The sequence below is a fragment of the Streptomyces brasiliensis genome (genome assembly GCF_014647875.1).
GTDB lineage: Bacteria > Actinomycetota > Actinomycetes > Streptomycetales > Streptomycetaceae > Streptomyces > Streptomyces brasiliensis.
This window is the reverse complement of sequence record NZ_BMQA01000026.1, coordinates 50396-71078: the sequence shown is the minus strand read 5'-3', so window position 1 is coordinate 71078 and position 20683 is coordinate 50396. Positions and strand designations below refer to the sequence as shown.

Below are 20683 nucleotides of genomic sequence, written 5' to 3'. Positions count from 1 at the left end.
ACCCTCGGAAAGGCCACCTCACGAAAGCGGGAGGTTAACGAGCGAATGGCCGACGAACGGTCAGAAGTGGCAACCCGTAACGCGGATGACAACGCGATCGGCTGGGGACTGGCCGCTGGCGCGAGTGGACTTCGGGAGGTCGCCACAGCCAACGCGACGCCGGTAACGAGTTAGCCAACGCTTTACGCGATGAGACGTGAGGCAGCATCAGGAAACGGCCGCTCGCGTCGCCCACTGGAAGGCTGCCGCGCAGCTGCGCCAGAGGGCTTGTGGCTCCAGGCGCGGCGACTCACCATGTACGGGGAGGGCGATGCTTCACGGGGGGCTGGCATGTCCGGAGACTCGGCTTCACCACCGCGATTGATCGTGACCCATGGCCGACCAGCTGGAGGGGCCTTCGACATTCCGGACGGGTACTGCGAGATCGGCAAACTGCCCAGCAGCAGAGTGCGGCTCGACGAGGACGGAGTGAGCCGACGGCACGCCTCACTGACCCGCGCCGGGAACCGCATTGTCGTCGACGACCTGGGCTCGACCAACGGCACGTACGTCAACGGGCGCCGGCTCCACAGCGCACTTACGCTCCACGACGGTGACCGGCTGCGTATCGGCGTCGTAGAGCTGCGCGTGTCCTGGCCACAGGGGCCAAGACGGACGGCGAGTTACGGCTTTCACGATGTGCACGGCCCGGTCAACGCGGGTAGCGGGCAGCAGTATGTGGCAGGGCGGGACCAGTTCCTTGCGGGACGGGACAGCTACGGGGACGACCGCCGCGTATTCGTCAACAGCCATTACGACGAGACCGACGAGATCTTCCAGGGCCGGGGGTTCGGCCGCTTCCTGGCGATCCTCGGCTATTTGATCGCGATCACCGGATTCGTGCTTTTCGGCTACGTCATCGTCAGCTTAATGGTCCATGGACCGGACTTGGGCCCGGAAGACAATCCGTTCGCTGACAAGAAGCTGTTCGGGGCGCCGGTATTAGCCGTCGGATTTGGCGCCTTCCTCTTCGGAGCGGCGCTGGGGGCTATCGGCACGGGCATGTCGAGGGCCGCCCGCAAACGCGCCGAGGAAATCGAGTACCTCAACCGGATACGTCGCCCGCGACAGCCCTGAGCAGCGGTGAGGAGCACTGATGAGCATGAACGGCGACACCTACCGCTTCGGCGACGTGCACGGCCCGGTCAACGCGGGCAGTGGACAGCAGTATGTGGCCGGCCGCGATCAGACCGTGCACCAGGCGGACCACCGGCGGGTGCTCTCTGAGGTGGCCGCACTGCACCAGGCCATGGACGAACTGCGGCTCACCGCGCAGGAGCGGCGCAGCGCCGAGGGTGAACTCCGCGCCGTCGGGGTCGCGCTGGACCGCGATGAACCCGACCGTGAAGGCGCCGCGCGGCACCTCGAGACCTTCACCACCAGGTTGCGGGACGCTGGGGTGCTCGCCTCTGCGGGGGCTTCTGTGGTGGGTGCCCTCAATTCGATCGCGCACTGGCTGGGGCCGTCGGCAGCGAGTGTCCTGGCGTTGCTGTGACGCACCTGCACGGCCGCGCTCGGCCTCAGAGACCCTCGTCGCCTTGCCGGTTCTGCCCGGCCGCCCCCCGTGATGAGCGTGGGTGGCCAGACGGGTTGGGTACCTCTGGTGGCATCCTTCGCCCTCCGGCCGCACCTCGGCCTTCCACGCCGCGATGGTCCCCTCGTCCCACTCCAGCGCCACGGGCGCCTGCGCGGACCAGCCGTGCCTACGCGGCAGCTGCCACACGGCCTGGATGGTGTGCCCGACGTCGAAGATTTGCCTGTGATGTCCCATCGAGACACATGTCCCCATGGGACATATTCGTGTTACCGTGAGGGCATGACGGCAATGCGGCAGTCTCCCAGTGGTCCGTCCGGCGTTCGTGTCACCGAGGACCGTCGGCGGCGCAAGGCTCGGCAGACGCGCAACGCGCTGGCCGCCGCCGCATTGGAGCTGATCCTCGAGCGCGGCCTGGCGGACACGACGGTGGAGGCGATCTCGGAACGCGCCGACGTGACGCGCCGTACCTTCAGCCGGAACTTCACCGGCAAGGAGGAAGCCGCCCTGGACTTCGTCCGCGACGACGGTGACCGCATCAACGCCCTGCTGCGCACGCGCCCGCCCGGCGAGCCGCCCCTGCTGGCCTACCGCCGGGCCGTACGTGCCTGGCTCACCGACCGGGACGACCCGGCCTGGCACCTGCGCCCGGACGTCCGGCGGCTGCTCGCGCTGCTGGACCAGGAGCCCGCCCTGTTCGCCGCCTACGAACGCATCCGGGTCGACGCCCAGGAGGAGTCGATCCGGATCATCGTCGACCGGCTCGGTACCGACGACGCCCGGGACATGCGCCCGGCCGTCGTCGTCGGCGCCGCCGCTGGTGTCCTCACCGCCGCGCTGCGCCAGTGGGCGCGGACGGCCGGGGACGAGGATTCGGCAGCCGCAGACCTTGCCGCTCTGGTCGAGCGGGCCTACGGCGCCCTGACCGAGGAGGCCGCGTCCGCGGCCGCCGACAGCACCACCGACAAGTGAGCGCACCATGAACACCACCGCCGCCCTCGTCACCGATTACGCCACCGAGTTCGCCGGCCGGACCGCCCTCGTCACCGGCGCCGCCTCCGGCATCGGCCTGGCCACCGCCCGCCGACTCGGCGCCGGCGGCGCGAACGTCGTCATCGCCGACTACAACGCCGAAGGCGCAGAGAAGGCCGCCGCCGAGCTGACGGCCGAGGGCATGTCGGCCGCCTCCGTCCGGCTGGACGTGACGCAGCCCGAGTCCGTGGAGGCGGCGGTCGCCTTCACCGTGGACTCCTTCGGCGCACTGCACCTCGCCGTGAACAACGCCGGCATCGGCGGTCCGAGCGCGCCGACGGGCGCGTACGACATAGAGGCCTATCAGCGCGTCGTGCGCACCAACCTCGACGGCGTCTTCTACTCGTTGCGCTACGAACTGCCCGCCATGGAGTCCGCCGGCAAGGGCGGCGCGATCGTGAACGTGGCATCGATCCTCGGTTCCGTCGGCTTCGCCGGCTCTCCCGCCTACGTCGCCGCCAAGCACGGAGTCGTCGGGCTGACCAAGGCCGCCGCAGCCGAGTACGCGGCCCGAGGCATCCGTGTCAACGCGGTCGGTCCGGGCTTCATCGAGACCCCGCTGCTGAACGGCATGGACGAAGCCGCCCACCAGGCCCTGGTGGGCCTGCACCCGGCCGGCCGGCTCGGCCGCTCCGAGGAGGTCGCCGAACTCATCGCCTTCCTGCTCTCCGACCGGGCCTCGTTCGTCCACGGTGCCTACCACCTGGTCGACGGCGCCTACACCGCCGTCTGACCACCGACCGACCCGCACAGCGAAGGAATCGCCGACATGAAGGCACTTCAGTACCGGACCATCGGATCCGCACCCGAGGTGGTGTCTGTCCCCGACCCCGAACCCGGGCCCGGACAGGTCTTGTTGAAGGTCACTGCGGCCGGGGTGTGCCACTCCGACATCGCGGTGATGAGCTGGCCGGCCGAGGGCTTCCCCTACGAACTGCCGCTCACCCTCGGCCACGAGGGCGTGGGCACCGTCGCCGCGCTCGGTGCGGGGGTGACCGGCCTGACGGAGGGTGAGGCGGTAGCCGTCTACGGGCCCTGGGGCTGCGGTACGTGCGTCAAGTGCGCCGAGGGCAAGGAGAACTATTGCCTGCGCGCCGGCGAACTCGGCATAAACCCGCCGGGGCTGGGCGCTCCGGGCTCGATGGCCGAGTACATGCTGGTCGACGACCCGCGGCACCTGGTCCCGCTGAACGGACTCGACCCGGTCGCCGCGGTCCCTCTGACCGACGCGGGGCTGACGCCGTACCACGCGATCAAGCGCGCGCTGCCCCGGCTGGTGCCGGGATCGACCGCGGTGGTCATCGGCACGGGCGGCCTCGGGCACGTCGCGATCCAGTTGCTGCGCGCGCTGACGCCGGCTCGCGTGGTGGCCCTCGACGTGAGCGAGGACAAGCTGCGGCTCGCCCGGGAGGTGGGAGCGCACGAGGTGGTCCTGTCCGACGCGAAGGCCGCCGCGGCGGTGCGCGAACTCACCGGTGGGATCGGAGCCGAGGCGGTGTTCGACTTCGTCGGGGTGGAGCCCACGGTGGCCGTCGCCGGTGCCGTGGCCGCGGTCGAAGGTGATATCGCCATCGTGGGCATCGGTGGTGCCGCCCTTCCCGTCGGCTTCGGACGGCTGCCCTTCGAGGTGTCGGTCAATGCCCCGTACTGGGGCAGCCGGAGCGAACTCGTCGAGGTTCTGGCCCTGGCCCGCTCGGGCATGGTGTCGGTGCACACGGAGACGTTCTCTCTTGACGAAGCGCCCCTCGCCTACGAACGCCTGCACGAAGGCAGCATCAACGGCCGCGCGGTGATCCTGCCCAACGGCTGACCCGGGCCCCGCGTCCGGCCGTGCCAGATGCGCATGGAGGGGCCGGCCGCCGTGCGAAGAACGCGACGGCCGGCCCGTTCCGCGGCCATCGGCCCCGGAAACCATTGGCACCCGACACCCTCCAGGTGCCCGTCACAGCGTCCGGCCGTCCAGGTGGCCGAGCGCAGCATCGGGCAGGCAGTGCCCGCATGCCTCGATGCCTGCGGTCAGCGCCTCAGCGGTGTCCTCGGCTGGAGCTCCAGCCACACAGCGAGGGCCATCGCCCTCCTGTCCACACGAAACGCGGGCGGCGCAGCTGGTCCCGCACGAAAGAAGAGGCGACACCATGAGGTCCTGGCGCTTTCACGGAACGGACAAGCCCCTCACGTTGGAGGAGGTGGAGGAGCCCCACGCCGGACCGGGCGAGGTCATCGTCGACGTCAAGGCCGCGGGCCTGTGCCATTCCGACGTCAGCGCGCTGGACGACGCCGGCTGGATGGCCATGTTCCCCCGCATCCCCATGACGCTCGGCCACGAGAACGCCGGCGTCATCAGCGAGGTCGGCAAGGGCATGGAGCACTGGAAGGTCGGCGACCGCGTCGGGCTCTCCCCGATGATGCCGGACGGCGACGCCATCGGTTACGGCGCCTGGGACGGGGGCTACGGCCCCAAGGTCCGCGCCACCGACGCCAACCTGGTCCGCCTGCCCGACCAGGTCTCCTTCGAACTGGGTGCCATGGCCACCGACGCCGGCCTCACCTCCTACCACGCCATGGTCACCCGCGGCGGCGCGAAGAAGGGCATGCGAGTCGGCGTGATCGGTCTCGGCGGCCTCGGCTACATCGGCGCCCGCGTGGCGGTCCTCAAGGGCGCCGAGGTCTACGCCGCCGAGGTCAACCCGGACACGCGGGAGCTGGCCGACGAGATCGGCCTCGCCGGTGTCGCCGCGTCCATCACCGACTTCGCCGACAAGAACCTCGAGCTCATCGTGGACTACGCGGGCTTCGGCAGCACCACAGCCCAGGCAGTGCAGACCCTGGGAGAGTCCGGCACGCTGGTGCAGGTCGGCATGGGCCGGCTGGAGGCCACCATCGACACCAAGCAGGTCATCCTCAAGCAGCTGCAGATCCTCGGCTCCAAGTCCGGCACCAAGCAGGACCTGGAAGAGCTCTACGACCTCATGGGTACCGGCGAGCTCAACCCACCGCTCAACCGCATCACGCCCCACCAGATCCCCGAGGGCCTCGACCGCCTGCGCCAGGGCGGCGTCGTCGGCCGGCTCATCGCCCTCTACGAGGACTGAGGACAGCGCACCGAGGAGGCGGCCTTCGCAACGGGCCGCCTTCGCGCTGCTTCCGACCGCCGCACAGCTGCCCCGTGATCCCGTCCGGCCCGCACGGCCACGCCTCGGACCCCTGTTGATGCCCGGGTCAGCGGCGATGCTCATGTACGTCGCCCCGGGCATGGACTCGTACAGGGCCACGGCATCGGCCTTGAACTCGTCGGAGCAGTCCTTCATCGCCATCGGCGGTGTTCTCGCTTCCTCCGGATCAAGCAGATCCAGTATCAGCGTGTCCACGACTCAGGGGGAGGCCCCGAGGACCGCCGAAGGCCCATGCCCCCACTGTCTACCCGTCACGGTTTCCCCGCTGATCGAGTCCGAACGGGCACGGTAGTCGGCCAGTTCGACGTGACTGGTCGTCCTTCCCGCCGCCTCGCCGGCGGGCGAGGTACCAGCGTCGGCCAGTGGCAAAGGCGCGCCGTGCCGTGCGTACCGCAGCGATCTGAGTGGCGAGGTGGAGTTGGTGGTGCCAGGGATTCTGGCCACCGTGGCGTAGCGACATGGCGTGCGCGAACGCCACAGCATCGCGGCCGACGTACTGGTCCACGTGCTCGAACCACGCCATGCTCGTACGCGAGGCCGCCTGCACCGGATGGAGTTCCGCGCGGCGATGACGGTCGTACTCCCGCAGCGCGTCCTCCACGTCAATGTATTTCTGCAGGCTGTATGCAAGGACGATCGCATCGATGATCGCCAGTCTGGTGCCCGACCCCAGCGTGAAGTGGGTGGTGTGGGCAGCGTCGCCGACGAGCACCGTCGTGCCGTGGTACCAGGTCTTGTTGGTCACATGCGCGAAGCGCTGCCAATGCGCCGGTGCACCCCGTGATCGGCTGATCAGGCGGTGGCCGTCGAGCGCGCGCTTGAAGAGGTCCTCCAGCAGTCGCACTCCCTGATCGCGGCCGAGCACGTCGAGTCCCAGACCGTGCCAGGTCTGCGGTGAGCATTCGACGATGCAGGTGCTGATTCCCGCGACTGAGGGGTAGGCGTGAAACCAGATCCAACCGGCGGACGTCCGCTCGAAGCTGAACACGAAGCTGCGGAACGCCTGGTCCGTGCCGAGCCAGATGTAGGGATTGAGACCGACCTCGATGCGAGTTCCGAACGCTGCGCTCTGTCCCCGGATCCCGCTGTTCGCACCGTCGGCAGCAACGAGAAGGTCCGCTTCGGGAAGGGTCGAGAGATCTGCGACGCGGTGGCCGTACTGGACGTCGACGCCGAGCTGCAAGGCACGCCGGGCCAGGACGTCGAGCAATGCGGATCGGCTCATGCTGTATCCGTAGCCCCCGAAGTACGCCGTCTGCTCGCCGCCCGAGCCGTGCACACGCACCTCCTGGTCCTGCCACAGCACGGACCTGGCGGTGACCTCCCGGGCGCTTTCCGGATCGTTGCGATAGAGGACGTCCAACAGGTCGTCCCAGTACACGACGCCCCAGCCGTAGGTGGCCGCGGGCGGGTCGCGGTCGTACACGGTGATCTCGTGCCCGGCATCGCGCAACTTGGCCGAGATCGCGAAGTACAGCCCCGCGGGCCCCGCACCGACGCACACGATCCTCACCGCTGCACACCGCCCCGACTACCGGTCGGATGGGAGGTCTGCCACTCCAGACGGGTCCGGATGCCCGAGATGTCCGGGCATCCGGATGCAGCACTCACAAAACTGCCGCAGATAGTTCGCGAGCTCACTGCGCTGGAGCGTCAGTAGCCATGCCCGCCACCGCCGTGGTCACCACCACCGCCGTGGTCGCCACCGAAGCCGTGATCGCCACCGAAGCCGTGGTTACCTTCGAAGCCGTGGTCGCCACCGAAGCCGTGGTGACCTTCGAAGCTGTGATGGAAGCCCCAGCCCCAGCCGTCACCGAAGAAGCAGCGGCTTCCCCAACCCCAGCCGTCACCGAAGAAGCAGCCATCTCCCCGGACCGTGCTGTCGGGAGCCGAAGCGACATGGGACGACGACGGGAAAGCGGCCGCGCTGGCAGCGCCGGCTCCGGCCGCGATGGCAAGGATGGGCGCCGTGCAGACCACAGCGGCTATTCGCCGCATCCTGCTCGTAGTTGCGCGCATAATGATGTCCCCCTTCCGGGGGGGCGGAACAGGGATCTCGGGCACTCGGGGGGAACGCCCGTACGCGCCAGATCCTGCGCGCGGGTCTGACGCGCAGTGACCCACCCGCCGGACGTGCTGAACATCGTCGCAGCAGTTTCCTGGCAGGCTTACGGATCTTACTATTGAGTACAAGACGGAGCATACGGTACGAAACGCCCCGTTTCGTTAAACATAGAGCCATTTTCCGGGCAAAGTCAACGGGTGCCAGTGGCTCACAAGGGAGGCATGCGGTGGACACTCCCAGACCCCAGGACGGCCATCAGAGCGCTTTGGCTCCTGAGTACGCCCAGCCCGACCGCATCACGCCTGACTCGCGGCGGCGCCGCCGGGAGTCTCACGAAGCCGTACTCCGAGCCACGAAAGACCTCCTCGGCGAGGTCGGATACCAGCGGCTGGCCTTCGAAGGTATCGCCCGGCGGGCCGGAGTCAGCAAGGCCACCATCTACCGGTGGTGGCCGAACAAGGCCGCACTCGTGATCGAGGCCCTCAGCGGGGAAGTCCCCCTGCCTCCCATCCACGAGACCGGCGACCTCGATGCCGACCTGCGCACCGCCGTCCGTCTCACGATCGAGCTCGTCTCCGCCATGCCCACTTGCCTGATCCTCCCGGCGCTTCTCGCCGACGTGATCGAGGATCCCACCGGCACGAAAGCCTTCGCCGAGCTCATCGAACCCCGCCGCGCGTCGGTCGTGAACCTGCTGGAGCAGGCCCGCCTCGAAGGCCGGTTGCCGCCGGACACCGATACGTCACTGATGGTCGACATCTACTCCGGGACGGTCGTGTACCTGGCCGCGGTGAACCGCATACCGCCGGGCGAGGCGGTGGTGGACCAGCTCGTCAGCCTCCTCTTGCACGGCCACCTCCCGGTCTCGGAAGGACCCGCCCGCGCAGACCGTGATGGATCGCCAGGCGGGTGAGTCGGCCGCGCAGAAGTCGCCCCCCTGCGGGGACGATCTCTGTCGATGGTGCCGTAGGCCGTACCGAGCGCGCATGGCGAGGCGCGACGCCGCAGCGTACGGAATGACCTCATCCAACTCCCTGACCAGCCAAGCCATTACCGCATCGGCAGGGCATGACTGAGACCACAGCCGGCGCGGTCAGGGAGTGCAGGTCCCGCCTGCCCGTCACCAAAAACGCATGAGCGGCAGGCATCGGCTTACTTCTCGTCAGAGTTTCATGCGCCATGTATCGCATCAAGTCGATACGTCCGCTCAACGTACAACGACGCGTTAGGATGCGACCATGGCGAACCTTCGTGAGGCGCAGAAGCAGATGACGCGCCGCCTGCTGCTGGACTCAGGGCTCGAGCTGTTCAAGTCGAAGGGGTACGCCGCCACCACGGTCGACGACATCGCGACCGCGGCGGGCACCACACGAGTGACCTTCTACGCATACTTCCCTTCCCGCAGCGAACTGATGAAGGCGCTCATCGACGAGCGGCTCAACGAGGCGCTGCAGCGCGTCCGCTCCCCCGAGCACGGCTCCACGGCGAAGGACCTCGTCGCCACCGTCGCCGATGGGACGCCGGAGGCGATCACGGCGTGGCTGCGGCGGACCGCCGACAGCTGGCCGGCCATCCGCCCGATCATTCGCATCGGCCGCGATGCCGCGGCGGTCGACCGAGAACTCACCGACCTGGTCGAACGATGGATAGAGGAAGCCATCAGCGACATCGAGGACGGACTGTCGCAGGCCGGCCGGCTCCAGCCCCATCAACGCCACTTCAGGGGCGTTCTTGCGATGGCCCAGCTCGACTTCGTCGCCCAGAACTGGGATCGCGCCGACTGGAACCTCACACGTGAGCAGATGCTCGACGAGCTGAGCGCCAGTTGGGTGCGGCTGCTGACCTGACCGATCCCCTTTCCTTTCCTGATCCGCCGCAGTGCACGCCGTCGGCGTCAAAGATGCATTGCGACGTCGAACAGCAGCGCCCGAAGCCACTCGATGAAGTACTGATCAGCCAGTCGAGGGTTCCAGACCATGTCGATCCCGAGCCCGGGGAGCGGGAACGGGAACTCCTCGATCCGCAGGTCGACGAGCGTCCGCATGGCGTCGGCGACCCGGAAGCGCAGGAGGGCGACGCCGCCCGCGCGTGCGACCAGATAAGGGACCAGCAGGAAGTCGGACACCAGTTGGCCGACGCGGTAGGGGACGCCCTCGTCCTCGAGCACGGGATAGGGGAAGACCCGCCGATCAGTGTCGACGACGATGTGCGGCTGTGTGGTCAGGAGGTCGAGGGCGCCGGCTTCCGGTGGCGTGTCAGCTGAGGCCACCACCACACAACGATCGTCGTACAGCCGCTCGCGCGGGTGCAGCGAGAAGTGCCCCTCGGAGATCAGCACGACATCGACGCCCTTGTCCGTGAAGGTCGCCTCGGTCGGCACCGTGATCGTACGCAGCCGCAACGTGGCGTGAGGAGCACGCTCCGCCACGAGCCGCGTCAGGTGAGGGCCGACGACGAACGCCGTGCTGTTCGTCATGGCGATCGTGATGACGCGCCGATCCGTGGCGGGATCGAAGCACGGAAAGTTCACGATGTGTGCCGTCTGTTGCAGGGCACTGCGCAGCGGCGCGATCAGCTCCAGCGCCCGCGGGGTCAGCGTGACGCCTGTCCCCTGCCGGATGACGAGGTCGTCACCCAGCAGCCGCCGCATCCTCGTCAGCGCATGGCTCATAGCCGGTTGTGACAGACCGACCCGCTCGGCCGCCCTGGTCACCGAACGCTCCTCGAGGAGCGCGAGGAGGGGCACCAACAGGTTGAGGTTGACCGATGCCAGTCGATCCAGCCCCGAACCCGTGCCCCCCTCTCCGACGTCGCCCATGGGGACGAACCTTACGCGGCAGTCCGGCTCATACGACGCAGCCGGGGAATCGCGATCCGGTAGTTGAGCGCCGCGGCCACACCACTGCCGTCCTCGTGCGACCAGCGCATCAACGCCGGCCCACCGCCGGGCCCTCCGTCGACGTACGTCGGTTCCCCCTGCAGCGGCAGCCGGCCCACCGCCTTGAGACTGAGTCCGAACTGCTCGGTCCAGAAGTACGGCTGGAACCGGAGCGGGGGCGCGTCTTCGCCGCGAACAAGTGCGGTGGCGGCGACCTTCGCCTGCTCGATCGCACTGCTCCACAGGGGAATACGGCGCCGGCCGTACGGAGTCGGGAACGCCGCGAGGTCACCGACGGCTGCGATGTCGGGGCGGACAAGGCCACACGAGTCGACGTGGATGGCACCCCTCGCCACAAGTCCCGTGTCCGCCAGCCACTCCGTGTCGGGCACGTCGCCGACGGCGCTCACCAGCGTCTCCGCCTCGAGGACGGCGCCGTCGTCAAGGACGACCCGGGCGCCCCCTTCACGCTGTTCGATCCGTGCCGACCCGGTCTGGACGATGGTGAGCCCGAGGTCCAGGGCGGCCTTGACGAAGACGCCGGCCAGGTACGGACCGAACTGGAGGATCAGCGGCACGCCTTGGGAGACGAGGGTGACCCGACAGCCCGCGGCCAGGCACCCCGAGGCGATCTCCATCCCGAGCGGGCCCCCGCCCACCACCACGACCGGCGGCCGGCCCGCCAACCGGCTTCGCAGGGACAGCGCGTCATCGAGGCCACGCAAGGTGAGCTCCTCGGGAAGGTCGGACAATCGCCGCGCCCGGGAGCCAGTGGCAAGGACGACGCGGTCGTACGGCAGAGCCGTACCGTCGTCCAGAATGACGAGCCGACGATCGAGGCGGAGTCCGGTCGCACGTACGCCCAGGAGTTGGGTCCCCCCGTGGCCGGCCGGCGGAAGCTCGTGAGACGACAGGTCACCGCTGTCGAGCAAGAGAGCCTTCGACAAGGCCGGGCGGCTGTACGCCGGGTGCGGTTCGCCGCCGACGACGGTCAACTCGCCGTCGAAGCCGGCCTCACGGAGGGTATCGGCCGCGGTGAGCCCGGCAATCCCGTTGCCGACGACAACGACGCGGTCGATCGAGCCGCCGATCATGCGACCCTCAGCGCCGCGACCGGACACATACGCACAGCGGCGTGCGCCAGAGCCGCGTCGGCTTCGCCGACCTCCTCGCGGTCGAGCACCAACTCGCCCTCGTCGTCGAGGTGCATGAGCTGTGGGGCCGCTTCCTCACACAGGCCGTGACCCTCACAGCGGGGCCGGTCAAGAACGATCTTCATGCGGGAATCACTTCCAGGACGGGGAGTTCCTCGATGCTCCGGGTGATGTTGCTGGGGACGCGCACCGCGGGTCCGACGACGAGGCGCTTGACGCGCCGGGACAGCGCCTCGATCACCGCGTGAGCCTCCAGGCGGGCGAGTCCCTGGCCCGCGCAGCCGTGCGGGCCGTAGCCGAACGAGAGATGGTCGATCGGATTGCGCTTCACCAGGAACGCATCCGGGTCCTGATAGTGCCGGGGGTCGCGGTTGCCGGCGCCGAACAGGATCGCGATCTGCGCACCCGCGGGGACGGCGATCCCGTCGATGTCGACGTTCTTGGTGGCGCGTCGGCCCCAGGCGTGGACGGGCGTCCAGAAGCGCAGCACCTCGTTGAATGCCGCCGGCACCAGCGACGGGTCCTCGCGGACCAGTTCGAGTTGGTCGGGGTGCGTGCCGAAGAGGGCGACGATGTTGCCGAGCGCCGACACCGTGGTGTCGACGCCGGCACCGAGGTACTGGTGGATGATGTGGCCGGCCGTGTTCGGCGGGATGGCGCCACGCGCCTCGGCGTCGAAGATGCCGCGGCCCACGGACCCCTCGGCCAGGTCGGCGGACCTGACTTGGGAGCACCAGCCGTAGAGCTCGCCGGCGATCGGGAAGCTCTCGGCCGTGCGCTGGTTCATCGGACCGATGACCTGCATGGCGGCCTGCCCCCAGCGCAGCATGTTGTCGCGCACGTGCCCCGTGAAGCCGATCAGGTCCGCGACGACCTCCAGCGGGAATGCCCGAGCGAGGGCATCGATCGCCTCGAAGGAGCCCTTCTCGACAAGCTCGGCGACCGCAGCATCCGCCTTCGCCTCGATCTGGCCCTTCAGGCCACGCAGCGCCCGCGGCGAGAGATTCTCGGTGAGCGTGGCACGCAGTTGGGTGTGCGTCGGCGGATCGGACGCGAGCGAGGTGCCGGTGAGCGCCTCGTTGACCGTCGGGTTGAACCCGATCGAGGTCGAGGAGAACGACTCCCAGTCCGCGAGTACGCCACGGATGGCGTCGTACCGCGTCAGCACGTAGACGTCGTTCTTCGGGAGGTGGACGACGGAGCCCTGTTCCCGTAGGCCGGCGTACACCGGATAGGGATCGAGCACGACCTCGTCGGCGAAGAGGTCGATGCCGGAAGCGGGTGGGATGGTCATGGCACCAGTGAAGAGACTTACCTGACATCCAACAAGTGAATGATTTACATGCGGCTTTATGCACGCGGTGCATAACAGACCGCCGTGCGCCACGTGCCGACCGACGCCGTCTCGAGCGCTTCTGCTCCGATGACTGCGGTCACTGGTGGCACAGACTGTCTGTCGCGGTCGCGGACTGATCCCCCTGGCAGGCGCGGCCGCCTGATCGGTGTGTTCCTTGTCCGCCGACTCCCGTGTCTACGTCGTGCTGCCGGACCGCCGGAAGCAGGCTTCCCGAACGGGCAAGCCGTATATGAACGATCAAATTTCTGATGGGCGACGGAAAGGATGGAACAGCCTGGACGGTCCTGAAGCGGCGCGGAAGTGTCAGTTGGAGAGGGAATATTGCCTTCCCGGGGGGTTGACGGGACGCGCTCCCGAGGCCATCTTGAACGATCAAATCGGGTTGCGTCGTCGACGAGCCGCCGCCGGGAGCCGTGTTGTGGTGTGGCCCGCGACCTGCAGATCAACAGCGAGGAGGGCACGGTGAGTTCGTTGCGGATCGTGTTGGGTGTGGGGCGGACACCCGCGGGTCACGGGGGAACGAGGCCGCGGCCGCGGGCCGCGGCGGTCATGGCCGCAATGGTGTGCGCATCGGTGCTCGCCGGATGCGGCGACTCGGGTTCGTCCGACTCCAAGGACGGCCCGAAGAAATCGAACGACCGCGGCCCGATCACCCTCGCCACGGGCAAGGACACCACCGGCACCTTGCAAGGGCAGCTGGACCGCTGGAACAAGCAGCACCCCGCCGAGAAGGTCACCCTTGTCGAACTGCCCGAGAGCGCCGACCAACAGCGTCAGCAGTTCATCCAGAACGCCCAGACCAAGTCGGACGCCTACAGCGTGCTCAACCTCGACCCGATCTGGGTTGCCGAGTTCGCCGCGAACCAGTGGATCGACGAGCTGCCGGCCAAGGAGTTCCCGCTCGGCAAGATGATCCCCGCCGTCGTGAAGACCGGAAACTACTTCGGCAGACAGTACGCGATCCCGTTCAACACCAACGCCGGACTGCTCTTCTACCGCACGGACCTGCTCGACAAGATCGGCGCCCAACCACCCACCACCTGGGCCGAGATGAAGCAGGACTGCGCGAAGGTCCGCGGGCTCCCCGAGGGCAAGGGCATCGGTTGCTACGCCGGTCAGTTCGACAAGTACGAGGGGCTCACCGTCAACTTCTCCGAGGCCGTGGCCTCCGCAGGCGGCAGTGTCGTCGATGCCAAGGGCAAGGCGACGGTCGACACTGAAGCCGCCAAGAAGGGCCTTCAGTTCCTCGTCGACGGCTTCAAGGACGGCACCATCCCCCAGCAGGCCGCCACCTATCAGGAGGAGGACGGCCGGCGTGCCTTTCAGGCGGGCAAGCTGCTTTTCCACCGGCAGTGGCCGTACCAGTGGACGCTGGCCAATGCCAAGGACGGCTCCAGCAAGGTCGCCGGCAAGTTCGGCGTCGCCCCGCTGCCCGGCCTCACGGGGCCCGGCAGGTCGAGCCTCGGCGGACTCGACCTCGCGATCAGCAAGTTCGCCAAGCACAAGGCGACCGCGCTCGACTTCATCAAGTTCTTCTCCAACGAGGAGAACGCCCGCACCAACCTGAAGGTCACCTCGGCGGCCCCGCCGTACACCGACCTCTACGACGACCCGGCGCTGCGCAAGCAGTTCCCGTACCTGGACACGCTGAAGCAGTCACTGGCCTCGGCGACACCCCGCCCGGTCGTGGTGCACTACGGGGACGCCACGGCGGCCATTCAGGAGAGCGCCGCGGCCGCGCTGAGCGGCTCGAAGCCCGTCGACTCCGCCCTCGCCGACATGCAGAAGAACCTCTCTGCGGCGATCGCCGAGAAGTAGGCGGGCCCGCTCGTGACCGTCATCGCCTCGACGCCGGGGCGCACGGCCCCGGCGTCCCGGCCCCCGCGCACCTCGCGCCGGGCCGGGACCGGCCGCCTGGCCGCGGCCCTGCTCTCGCCGACGCTTCTGGTCCTCGCCCTGGTCATCGGCTACCCGGTGGTGGCCGCTCTGCGGCTGTCGTTCCAGGTGTCCACCGAAGGCATTGATCCGCGCACCGGCTTTGTGGCGACCACCTCTCACTACGGAATGGGCAACTACGCCACCGTCTTCACGGACGACCGGCTGCTGCGGCCTTGGTGGAACACCACGTCGTTCGCCCTGGCCTCGGTCTCCCTCGAAGTCCTCATCGGCGTGTCCATGGCCCTGGTGATGCACCGTGCGTTCCGGGGCCGCGCGCTCGTCCGCGCCGCCGTCCTCGTGCCCTGGGCCATCCCCACCGCGATCTCCGGCATGCTCTGGAAGTGGATCTTCAACAGCCAGGGAGTCGCCAACGAACTCCTCGGCACCCAAGTGCTGTGGAGCAGTGAGGGGTTCCACGCCTGGCTGTCCGTGGTCATCGCCGACACGTGGAAGACCGCACCGTTCATCGGCCTGCTCGTCCTCGCCGGCCTGCAGATCATTCCCGGTGAACTGTACGAGGCCGCCCGCGTCGACGGCGCCTCCGCGTGGCGTGTCTTCTGGCGGATCACCCTGCCCCTGGTCCGGCCCGCCCTCGTGGTCGCCGTGCTGTTCCGCCTCCTGGATGTCCTGCGCATGTTCGACCTGCCGTACGTCCTGGTGGGGCCGCGCAAGCACTCGGTCGAGACGCTGTCGATGATCGCTTTCAACGAAATGACCAATCTGCGCTTCGGCTCGGCCGCGGCGTACGCGGCCGTCCTGTTCGTCTACATCGCCGTCGTCGCCCTCGCGTTCGTGAAGCTGTTCGGCGCCGACCTGCTCGGCCGGGGCACCAGGAGTGAGCCATGAGCACGCTGTCTCTCACACGACTCTCGAAGCGCCGGGTGAGCGGGGGCGGCGGGGGCGGAGCCTGGGCCCGGCGGTTCGGCATCGCCGCGGTCGTCGCATACTGCGTCGCGCCGTTCTACTGGATGGTGGTCTCCAGCCTGCGCAGGCCGGCCGACCAGTTCTCGAACGCGCCGCTGCCCGCGCCGGCCTCGGTCGACAACTACACGGCGGCCTTCGACCCGCACAACGGATTCGGCCGGGCCCTGGTCAACAGCCTCGTCGTCGCCGGGGTGACCACCGCGGCCACGCTGATCGTCGGGATCTTCGCCGGATACGCCCTGGCACGGCTGCACTTCCGCGGCAAGACACTGATCCTGACGCTGATCATCGCGGCGTCGATGTTCCCGCCGATCATCCTGGTGGTCCCCCTGTTGCGGCTCTTCACGGACGCCGGCTGGATCAACACCTACCAGGCGATGATCGTCCCGAGCATGAGCTTCGCCCTGCCGCTGGCCGTGTGGAACCTCACCGCGTTCTTCCGCCAGATGCCCGCCGAGCTGGAGAAGGCAGCTCAGGTCGACGGCTGCACACCGGCGCAGGCGTTTCGCAAGGTCGTGCTTCCGCTCGCCGCGCCGGGCGTCTTCACCACGGCCATCCTCGTCTTCATCAGCGCCTGGAACGAATTCCTCATCGCCGTCAGTGTGGTGAACGACCGTCACATGATGACGGCCAACGTGATCGTGTCCCTCTTCACCGGCCAGTACAAGTACGACCAGCCGTTCGGCACACAGATGGCCGCCGGGGTCGTGGTGACCCTGCCGCTCGTCGTGGCCGTGCTGTTCTTCCAACGGCGGATCGTGGACGGCCTCACGGCAGGAGGGCTGAAGTAATTGAACGACCCGACCAGGGGCGGGCCCGCCCCGGCCGTCGACCCTTGGGTACTGTCCACGGACGACCTTCTCCGGCCCTTCGGCCACCGGGACCCCCACCTCACGGCCCTCGTCGGCTACCACCCCGCCTTCACCGGCAACGGCCTTTTCGCCGTACGCGTTCCGGCGGCCGGCAACGGCTTCGCCGAGACTCCCGTACGCACCCAGTTCCACGTGGCCGGCTTCTACACCGGCCGGGAAGGCACCTGGTCCCGCAAGGCGTCGCTGCCTGCGTGGTCCACGCTCGACGTGAGCGACGGCAGCGGTTCCTTCAACGCCGCGTTCACCCGCCCGCCCGGCGCGCACGAGGCCGCGACGGACGAGGCCGAACGGCTCGTCGGCGGCGACTGGGCCCCCGTGACCAGTCCGGGCGTCGGAGCGGCCCGAGGCATCGAGCGGTACCGGCAGTGCCTGGACCTGCGCACCGGAGCGATCGTCACCGAGGCGCGCTGGACCTCGCCGGCGGGCCGGGTCACCGACGTGCGCTACGAGGTGTTCACCGACCGGTCCAGACCCTCCGTGGGCGTCGTGAGCGTGACGGTCACGCCGCACTGGGCGGGTGAGCTCGTCGTCACCGACGCGCTGGACGAGCGTGGCGCATTGCGCACCCGGACCGTGGAACGGGGCGCGGGGCACGGGCGGAACTGGACGGTCGTGGAAGCCGAGGGCAGCGGCGTCCAGGCCGCGCTCGTCTGCGTCCTGCACGGGCCCGGGCACGACGAGCCCGTCCCGGCACGGGACGGCACCGCGACGCAGACGATCTCCGTCCGCACGTTCCCGGGACGTCCTCTGACCTTCACCAAGTACGTGTCAGTGGTCACGTCCCACACGGCGGACCGGCCCCTGAGCACCGCCCGGGCCCACGCGGACGAGGCGGCCCGCGACGGACACGTGCGGCTGGCCGAAGACAACCGCCGTTCCTGGCGGCGCGAATGGGAGGGCGACATCGTCGTCAGCGGCAACCCCCAGCTGCAGCGTCGCGTGCGGGCCTCGAAGTTCTACCTCCTCACCAGCGTGCGCGAGGACTCGCCCTGGTCGCCCTCGCCCTGCGGGCTGTCCAGCGACGGCTACAACGGCCACGTCTTCTGGGACACCGAGACCTGGATCTGGCCCGGTCTGCTCGCCCAGCACCCGCACATCGCGCGCAGCGTCCTCGACTACCGGGCCGCCCGGCTCGACGCGGCCCGCGCCGCCGCTGCCGCCGCGGGCCACCGGGGTGCGCGTTTCCCCTGGGAGAGCGGACTCACGGGGGCCGAGGACACCCCCGAATGGGCGCCGTTCGGGCGCCTGGAACAGCACGTCAGTGCCGATGTGGCCCTGGCCTTCTGGCAGTACTGGCTCGCCACCGGCGACCGGGGATGGCTACGCATGACGGGACTCCCCGTGCTGAGCGCGATCGCGGACTTCTGGGCGAGCCGCGTCACCACGGACCCTGAGGGCCGCTGCCACATCAACGGCGTGATCCCCCCGGACGAGTACGCGGTCGGACCGCACGACGACTCCGTCTACACGAACGTCGCCGCGCGAGAAACCCTGCGCTTCGCCGCCCGGGCGGCCGAGGCCCTCGGCGAGAGTGCCGACCCGCGGTGGGCCGAGACCGCGGACCGCATCGTCGTCCCGTTCGACGAAGTGCAGGGCATCCACCCGGAGTTCGCCGGGTACGAGGGCCGAATGATCAAACAGGCCGACGTGGTGATGCTCGTCCATCCGTGGGAGAACCCTCAGTCCCCCGAGGTCACTCGAGCCGACCTGGAGTACTACGCGCCCCGTACGCACGAGGACGGGCCGTCGATGACGGACTCGGTCCACTCCATCGTCCTTGCCGAACTCGGCCACGCCGAGGCAGCCTTCGAGTACACCCGGCGCAGCGTGGACCCGTTCGTCAGACCGCCCTTCGAGCAGTTCGCCGAGGCCCGGACCGGGGGTGCCTTCACCTTCCTGACCGGCCACGGCGGCCTGCTGCAGGAGTTCCTCCACGGCTACTCGGGACTTCGCTGGCGCGCCGACCGAGTGGTCCTCGCGCCGATCCTGCCCGGCCCGCTGGACGGAATCACGCTGCGGCGGCTCCGCTGGCGGGACCGTGTCTTCGACGTGGACATCCGGCACGACGGCACGACGGTGCGGCTGCACGCGGGTGAACCGCTCCCGGTGGAGACGGCGGGCACACTGCGGCACGTGCCGACCGGAGGACAGGTCACGGTTGCCACGCGGACGCCCACTCCGCATAGGTGACCGCGCCGCCGGGCGCGCCGGACCGCTACTGCTGTGACCGGAAAGGTTCACCGGCTCGCGACGCCCGGCACGGCACCTCGCGGCGTTGTCGCCTCACCCGAGTACATCCAGTACGCGGGTGACGCTCCGCCTTGCGATGCACCGCACCGGACGCCGCGAGCTTCCCGGCAAACCTTCCCGGCCACAGCACTAGCGGCTGAGAGAGCGGGCCTCCACACCGGCCGGAATCAGGCCCTGCGGCGGCGCGGAACTCGCACGTACGACCAACTCGGGCGCCAGGAGCCGGTGCAGAGGCTCCGCAGGCGGTTCGCCGTTCGGACCGAGGGTCCGGTCGGTCAGCCGCAGCACCTCCGCCATCACGAGCCGACCCACCTCCTCGATCGGCTGACGGACGCTCGACAGACCCAGCGCCGCAGCCGCCGGGGAGTCGTCGAAGCCCACCACAGCGACGTCCCGTCCGGGCTCCAGCCCTCGGTCGCGCACGGTGTGGAGCGCTCCCACCGCGAGCGTGTCGGTCGCCGCGACGACGGCGGTCGGCGGGCCCGGCCTGTCCAGAAGCTCCTTCATCAGCCGGGTACCGCTCGTCGTCGTGTCGTCGCCCCGTATGTCCAGTCGGTGACTGCCGGCGAGCAGGCCGTGCCGGTCCATGGCCATCAGCCAGCCGTGCGCCCGCGCATCGCCGACGCTGGACCCCTCGGGCCAGCCCAGGAAGCCGATGCGCCGGTGACCGGCGGCGACCAGGTGGTCGACGGCCGAGGCGGTTCCCGCCGCGTTGTCGACGTCGGCCCAGCTGTAGCGTTCCGTGTCCGCCGCCGTACGTCCGAAGGCCGTGAACGGCACCCCGGCCGCAGTGAGCCGCTCCGGCCGAGGATCGTCAGGGGTGATGTCGTAGAGCACCACACCGCTCACGGCCCCCGTACGCCACAGGACCGTGCACCACTCGCTCTCCGCGGCGGCATCCGCGGCCGTGAACAGCAACACGTGGTGGCCGCACTCCTGGCCCGCTTCGGCCAGCGCGTGCAGGAACCGGTCCTGGATGGCCGCAACCGTCTCCGCGTGCACCGGCAGGATGCGGCAGCCGATCATGCGAGGCGAACTCGCCCGCAGCGAGCGCGCCATGTGGTTGGGGTGGTAGCCGAGGTCGGCGATGGCCCGCGTGACCCGCTCCCGCGTCTCGGCGCGCACACGGTCCGGTGCATTGAGCACGTTGGAGACCGTCTGCCGGGACACGCCCGCCGCCTCGGCAACGTCCGAAATGGTCACCGACTGCGCAGGCGACGGATGTGCGTCGCGGAAACCGGCTGTCACGTTCTCTCCCTCGCCCACGCTGGGAGCCACGATTTTATCGTTCATACGAGGGCTGTCGAGTCCGCACGACGATGCGGGCGAGAACCGGGGGCATGGGCGGTCGAGGTCGGTGCCGGAGCGGGCTCCCGTCCCCGGGGCTCAGGAAGTACGGGGCGGTCGGCCACTCCGGTCCCCGGACACTCAGCGGGGAGTCGTCCTGATCATCCCGCGACGACCGGG

19 protein-coding genes are annotated in these 20683 nt (G+C 69.1%); 12 read left to right on the top strand and 7 right to left on the bottom strand.

Features of this window, described 5'->3' with window-relative positions; genetic code table 11:
- Nucleotides 1-330 precede the first annotated feature (330 nt).
- From IEZ19_RS30405 to IEZ19_RS30380, 6 genes are all read left to right on the top strand, one after another.
- Complete coding sequence (locus IEZ19_RS30405; protein WP_189314525.1) at nucleotides 331-1116, top strand: FHA domain-containing protein; 786 nt, start codon at nucleotides 331-333, stop codon at nucleotides 1114-1116.
- A 19-nt stretch (nucleotides 1117-1135) separates the two neighbouring features.
- Complete coding sequence (locus IEZ19_RS30400) at nucleotides 1136-1534, top strand: hypothetical protein (RefSeq protein ID WP_189314524.1); 399 nt, start codon at nucleotides 1136-1138, stop codon at nucleotides 1532-1534.
- Nucleotides 1535-1855: 321 nt separating this feature from the next.
- On the top strand, nucleotides 1856-2545 hold the full coding sequence (locus tag IEZ19_RS30395) for a TetR/AcrR family transcriptional regulator (RefSeq protein ID WP_189314523.1): 690 nt from the start codon (nucleotides 1856-1858) through the stop codon (nucleotides 2543-2545).
- A gap of 7 nt (nucleotides 2546-2552) precedes the next feature.
- Nucleotides 2553-3338, top strand: a complete 786-nt coding sequence (locus IEZ19_RS30390) for an SDR family NAD(P)-dependent oxidoreductase (RefSeq protein ID WP_189314522.1) — start codon at nucleotides 2553-2555, stop codon at nucleotides 3336-3338.
- A 36-nt stretch (nucleotides 3339-3374) separates the two neighbouring features.
- Nucleotides 3375-4415, top strand: coding sequence for an NAD(P)-dependent alcohol dehydrogenase (locus IEZ19_RS30385; RefSeq protein ID WP_189314521.1), 1041 nt, complete (start codon nucleotides 3375-3377; stop codon nucleotides 4413-4415).
- Between the two features lie 376 nt (nucleotides 4416-4791).
- Complete coding sequence (locus tag IEZ19_RS30380) at nucleotides 4792-5697, top strand: alcohol dehydrogenase catalytic domain-containing protein (RefSeq protein ID WP_229841045.1); 906 nt, start codon at nucleotides 4792-4794, stop codon at nucleotides 5695-5697.
- A gap of 325 nt (nucleotides 5698-6022) precedes the next feature.
- Here the strand turns inward: IEZ19_RS30380 and IEZ19_RS30375 are convergent, their stop codons facing one another.
- Nucleotides 6023-7204: an FAD-dependent monooxygenase gene (locus IEZ19_RS30375; RefSeq protein WP_229841044.1), complete on the bottom strand. Its 1182-nt coding sequence runs from the start codon at nucleotides 7202-7204 to the stop codon at nucleotides 6023-6025.
- Nucleotides 7205-7431: 227 nt separating this feature from the next.
- The gene (locus IEZ19_RS30370; protein WP_229841043.1) at nucleotides 7432-7797 is read right to left on the bottom strand and encodes a hypothetical protein; all 366 of its coding nucleotides are present in this window, start codon (nucleotides 7795-7797) and stop codon (nucleotides 7432-7434) included.
- Nucleotides 7798-8069: 272 nt separating this feature from the next.
- On the opposite strand from IEZ19_RS30370, the gene IEZ19_RS30365 reads away from it, so the two are divergent.
- Nucleotides 8070-8756 carry a TetR/AcrR family transcriptional regulator gene (locus IEZ19_RS30365; protein ID WP_189314518.1) on the top strand — a complete coding sequence of 229 codons (687 nt, stop codon included), beginning with the start codon at nucleotides 8070-8072 and terminating at the stop codon, nucleotides 8754-8756.
- Between the two features lie 325 nt (nucleotides 8757-9081).
- A complete protein-coding gene (locus IEZ19_RS30360) occupies nucleotides 9082-9690 on the top strand; it encodes a TetR/AcrR family transcriptional regulator (RefSeq protein WP_189314517.1) in 609 nt (202 codons plus the stop codon).
- 47 nt (nucleotides 9691-9737) lie between these two features.
- Here the strand turns inward: IEZ19_RS30360 and IEZ19_RS30355 are convergent, their stop codons facing one another.
- From IEZ19_RS30355 to IEZ19_RS30340, 4 genes are read right to left on the bottom strand one after another with little or no spacing between them, the layout of a single operon-like run.
- Entirely contained in the window at nucleotides 9738-10661 is a 924-nt protein-coding gene (locus IEZ19_RS30355; protein ID WP_189314516.1) for a LysR family transcriptional regulator, read from the bottom strand.
- Between the two features lie 11 nt (nucleotides 10662-10672).
- A complete protein-coding gene (locus tag IEZ19_RS30350) occupies nucleotides 10673-11815 on the bottom strand; it encodes an NAD(P)/FAD-dependent oxidoreductase (protein ID WP_189314515.1) in 1143 nt (380 codons plus the stop codon).
- A complete protein-coding gene (locus tag IEZ19_RS30345) occupies nucleotides 11812-12000 on the bottom strand; it encodes a ferredoxin (RefSeq protein ID WP_189314514.1) in 189 nt (62 codons plus the stop codon). The genes IEZ19_RS30350 and IEZ19_RS30345 overlap by 4 nt, the downstream gene beginning before the upstream one ends.
- Nucleotides 11997-13169, bottom strand: a complete 1173-nt coding sequence (locus IEZ19_RS30340) for a cytochrome P450 (protein WP_189314513.1) — start codon at nucleotides 13167-13169, stop codon at nucleotides 11997-11999. The genes IEZ19_RS30345 and IEZ19_RS30340 overlap by 4 nt, the downstream gene beginning before the upstream one ends.
- A 486-nt stretch (nucleotides 13170-13655) precedes the next feature.
- Between IEZ19_RS30340 and IEZ19_RS30335 the strand changes: the two genes are divergently transcribed.
- From IEZ19_RS30335 to IEZ19_RS30320, 4 genes are read left to right on the top strand one after another with little or no spacing between them, the layout of a single operon-like run.
- Entirely contained in the window at nucleotides 13656-15050 is a 1395-nt protein-coding gene (locus IEZ19_RS30335; RefSeq protein WP_229841042.1) for an ABC transporter substrate-binding protein, read from the top strand.
- A gap of 12 nt (nucleotides 15051-15062) precedes the next feature.
- The gene (locus tag IEZ19_RS30330; RefSeq protein WP_189314512.1) at nucleotides 15063-16016 is read left to right on the top strand and encodes a carbohydrate ABC transporter permease; all 954 of its coding nucleotides are present in this window, start codon (nucleotides 15063-15065) and stop codon (nucleotides 16014-16016) included.
- Nucleotides 16013-16885: a carbohydrate ABC transporter permease gene (locus IEZ19_RS30325; protein ID WP_189314511.1), complete on the top strand. Its 873-nt coding sequence runs from the start codon at nucleotides 16013-16015 to the stop codon at nucleotides 16883-16885. The genes IEZ19_RS30330 and IEZ19_RS30325 overlap by 4 nt, the downstream gene beginning before the upstream one ends.
- Complete coding sequence (locus IEZ19_RS30320) at nucleotides 16886-19156, top strand: glycosyl hydrolase family 65 domain-containing protein (protein WP_189314510.1); 2271 nt, start codon at nucleotides 16886-16888, stop codon at nucleotides 19154-19156.
- A 189-nt stretch (nucleotides 19157-19345) separates the two neighbouring features.
- On the opposite strand, the gene IEZ19_RS30315 is transcribed toward IEZ19_RS30320, so the two are convergent.
- Nucleotides 19346-20494 carry a LacI family DNA-binding transcriptional regulator gene (locus IEZ19_RS30315; RefSeq protein WP_229841041.1) on the bottom strand — a complete coding sequence of 383 codons (1149 nt, stop codon included), beginning with the start codon at nucleotides 20492-20494 and terminating at the stop codon, nucleotides 19346-19348.
- Between the last annotated feature and the right edge of the window lie 189 nt (nucleotides 20495-20683).

What these genes read in the sequence shown, in the direction of transcription:
- IEZ19_RS30405 (WP_189314525.1), top strand. Translation starts at nt 331, where the DNA reads ATGTCCGGAGACTCGGCTTCACCACCGCGATTGATCGTGACCCATGGC.
- IEZ19_RS30400 (WP_189314524.1), top strand. Translation starts at nt 1,136, where the DNA reads ATGAGCATGAACGGCGACACCTACCGCTTCGGCGACGTGCACGGCCCG.
- IEZ19_RS30395 (WP_189314523.1), top strand. Translation starts at nt 1,856, where the DNA reads ATGACGGCAATGCGGCAGTCTCCCAGTGGTCCGTCCGGCGTTCGTGTC.
- IEZ19_RS30390 (WP_189314522.1), top strand. Translation starts at nt 2,553, where the DNA reads ATGAACACCACCGCCGCCCTCGTCACCGATTACGCCACCGAGTTCGCC.
- IEZ19_RS30385 (WP_189314521.1), top strand. Translation starts at nt 3,375, where the DNA reads ATGAAGGCACTTCAGTACCGGACCATCGGATCCGCACCCGAGGTGGTG.
- IEZ19_RS30370 (WP_229841043.1), bottom strand. Translation starts at nt 7,797, where the DNA reads ATGCGCGCAACTACGAGCAGGATGCGGCGAATAGCCGCTGTGGTCTGC.
- IEZ19_RS30360 (WP_189314517.1), top strand. Translation starts at nt 9,082, where the DNA reads ATGGCGAACCTTCGTGAGGCGCAGAAGCAGATGACGCGCCGCCTGCTG.
- IEZ19_RS30355 (WP_189314516.1), bottom strand. Translation starts at nt 10,661, where the DNA reads ATGGGCGACGTCGGAGAGGGGGGCACGGGTTCGGGGCTGGATCGACTG.
- IEZ19_RS30350 (WP_189314515.1), bottom strand. Translation starts at nt 11,815, where the DNA reads ATGATCGGCGGCTCGATCGACCGCGTCGTTGTCGTCGGCAACGGGATT.
- IEZ19_RS30345 (WP_189314514.1), bottom strand. Translation starts at nt 12,000, where the DNA reads ATGAAGATCGTTCTTGACCGGCCCCGCTGTGAGGGTCACGGCCTGTGT.
- IEZ19_RS30340 (WP_189314513.1), bottom strand. Translation starts at nt 13,169, where the DNA reads ATGACCATCCCACCCGCTTCCGGCATCGACCTCTTCGCCGACGAGGTC.
- IEZ19_RS30325 (WP_189314511.1), top strand. Translation starts at nt 16,013, where the DNA reads ATGAGCACGCTGTCTCTCACACGACTCTCGAAGCGCCGGGTGAGCGGG.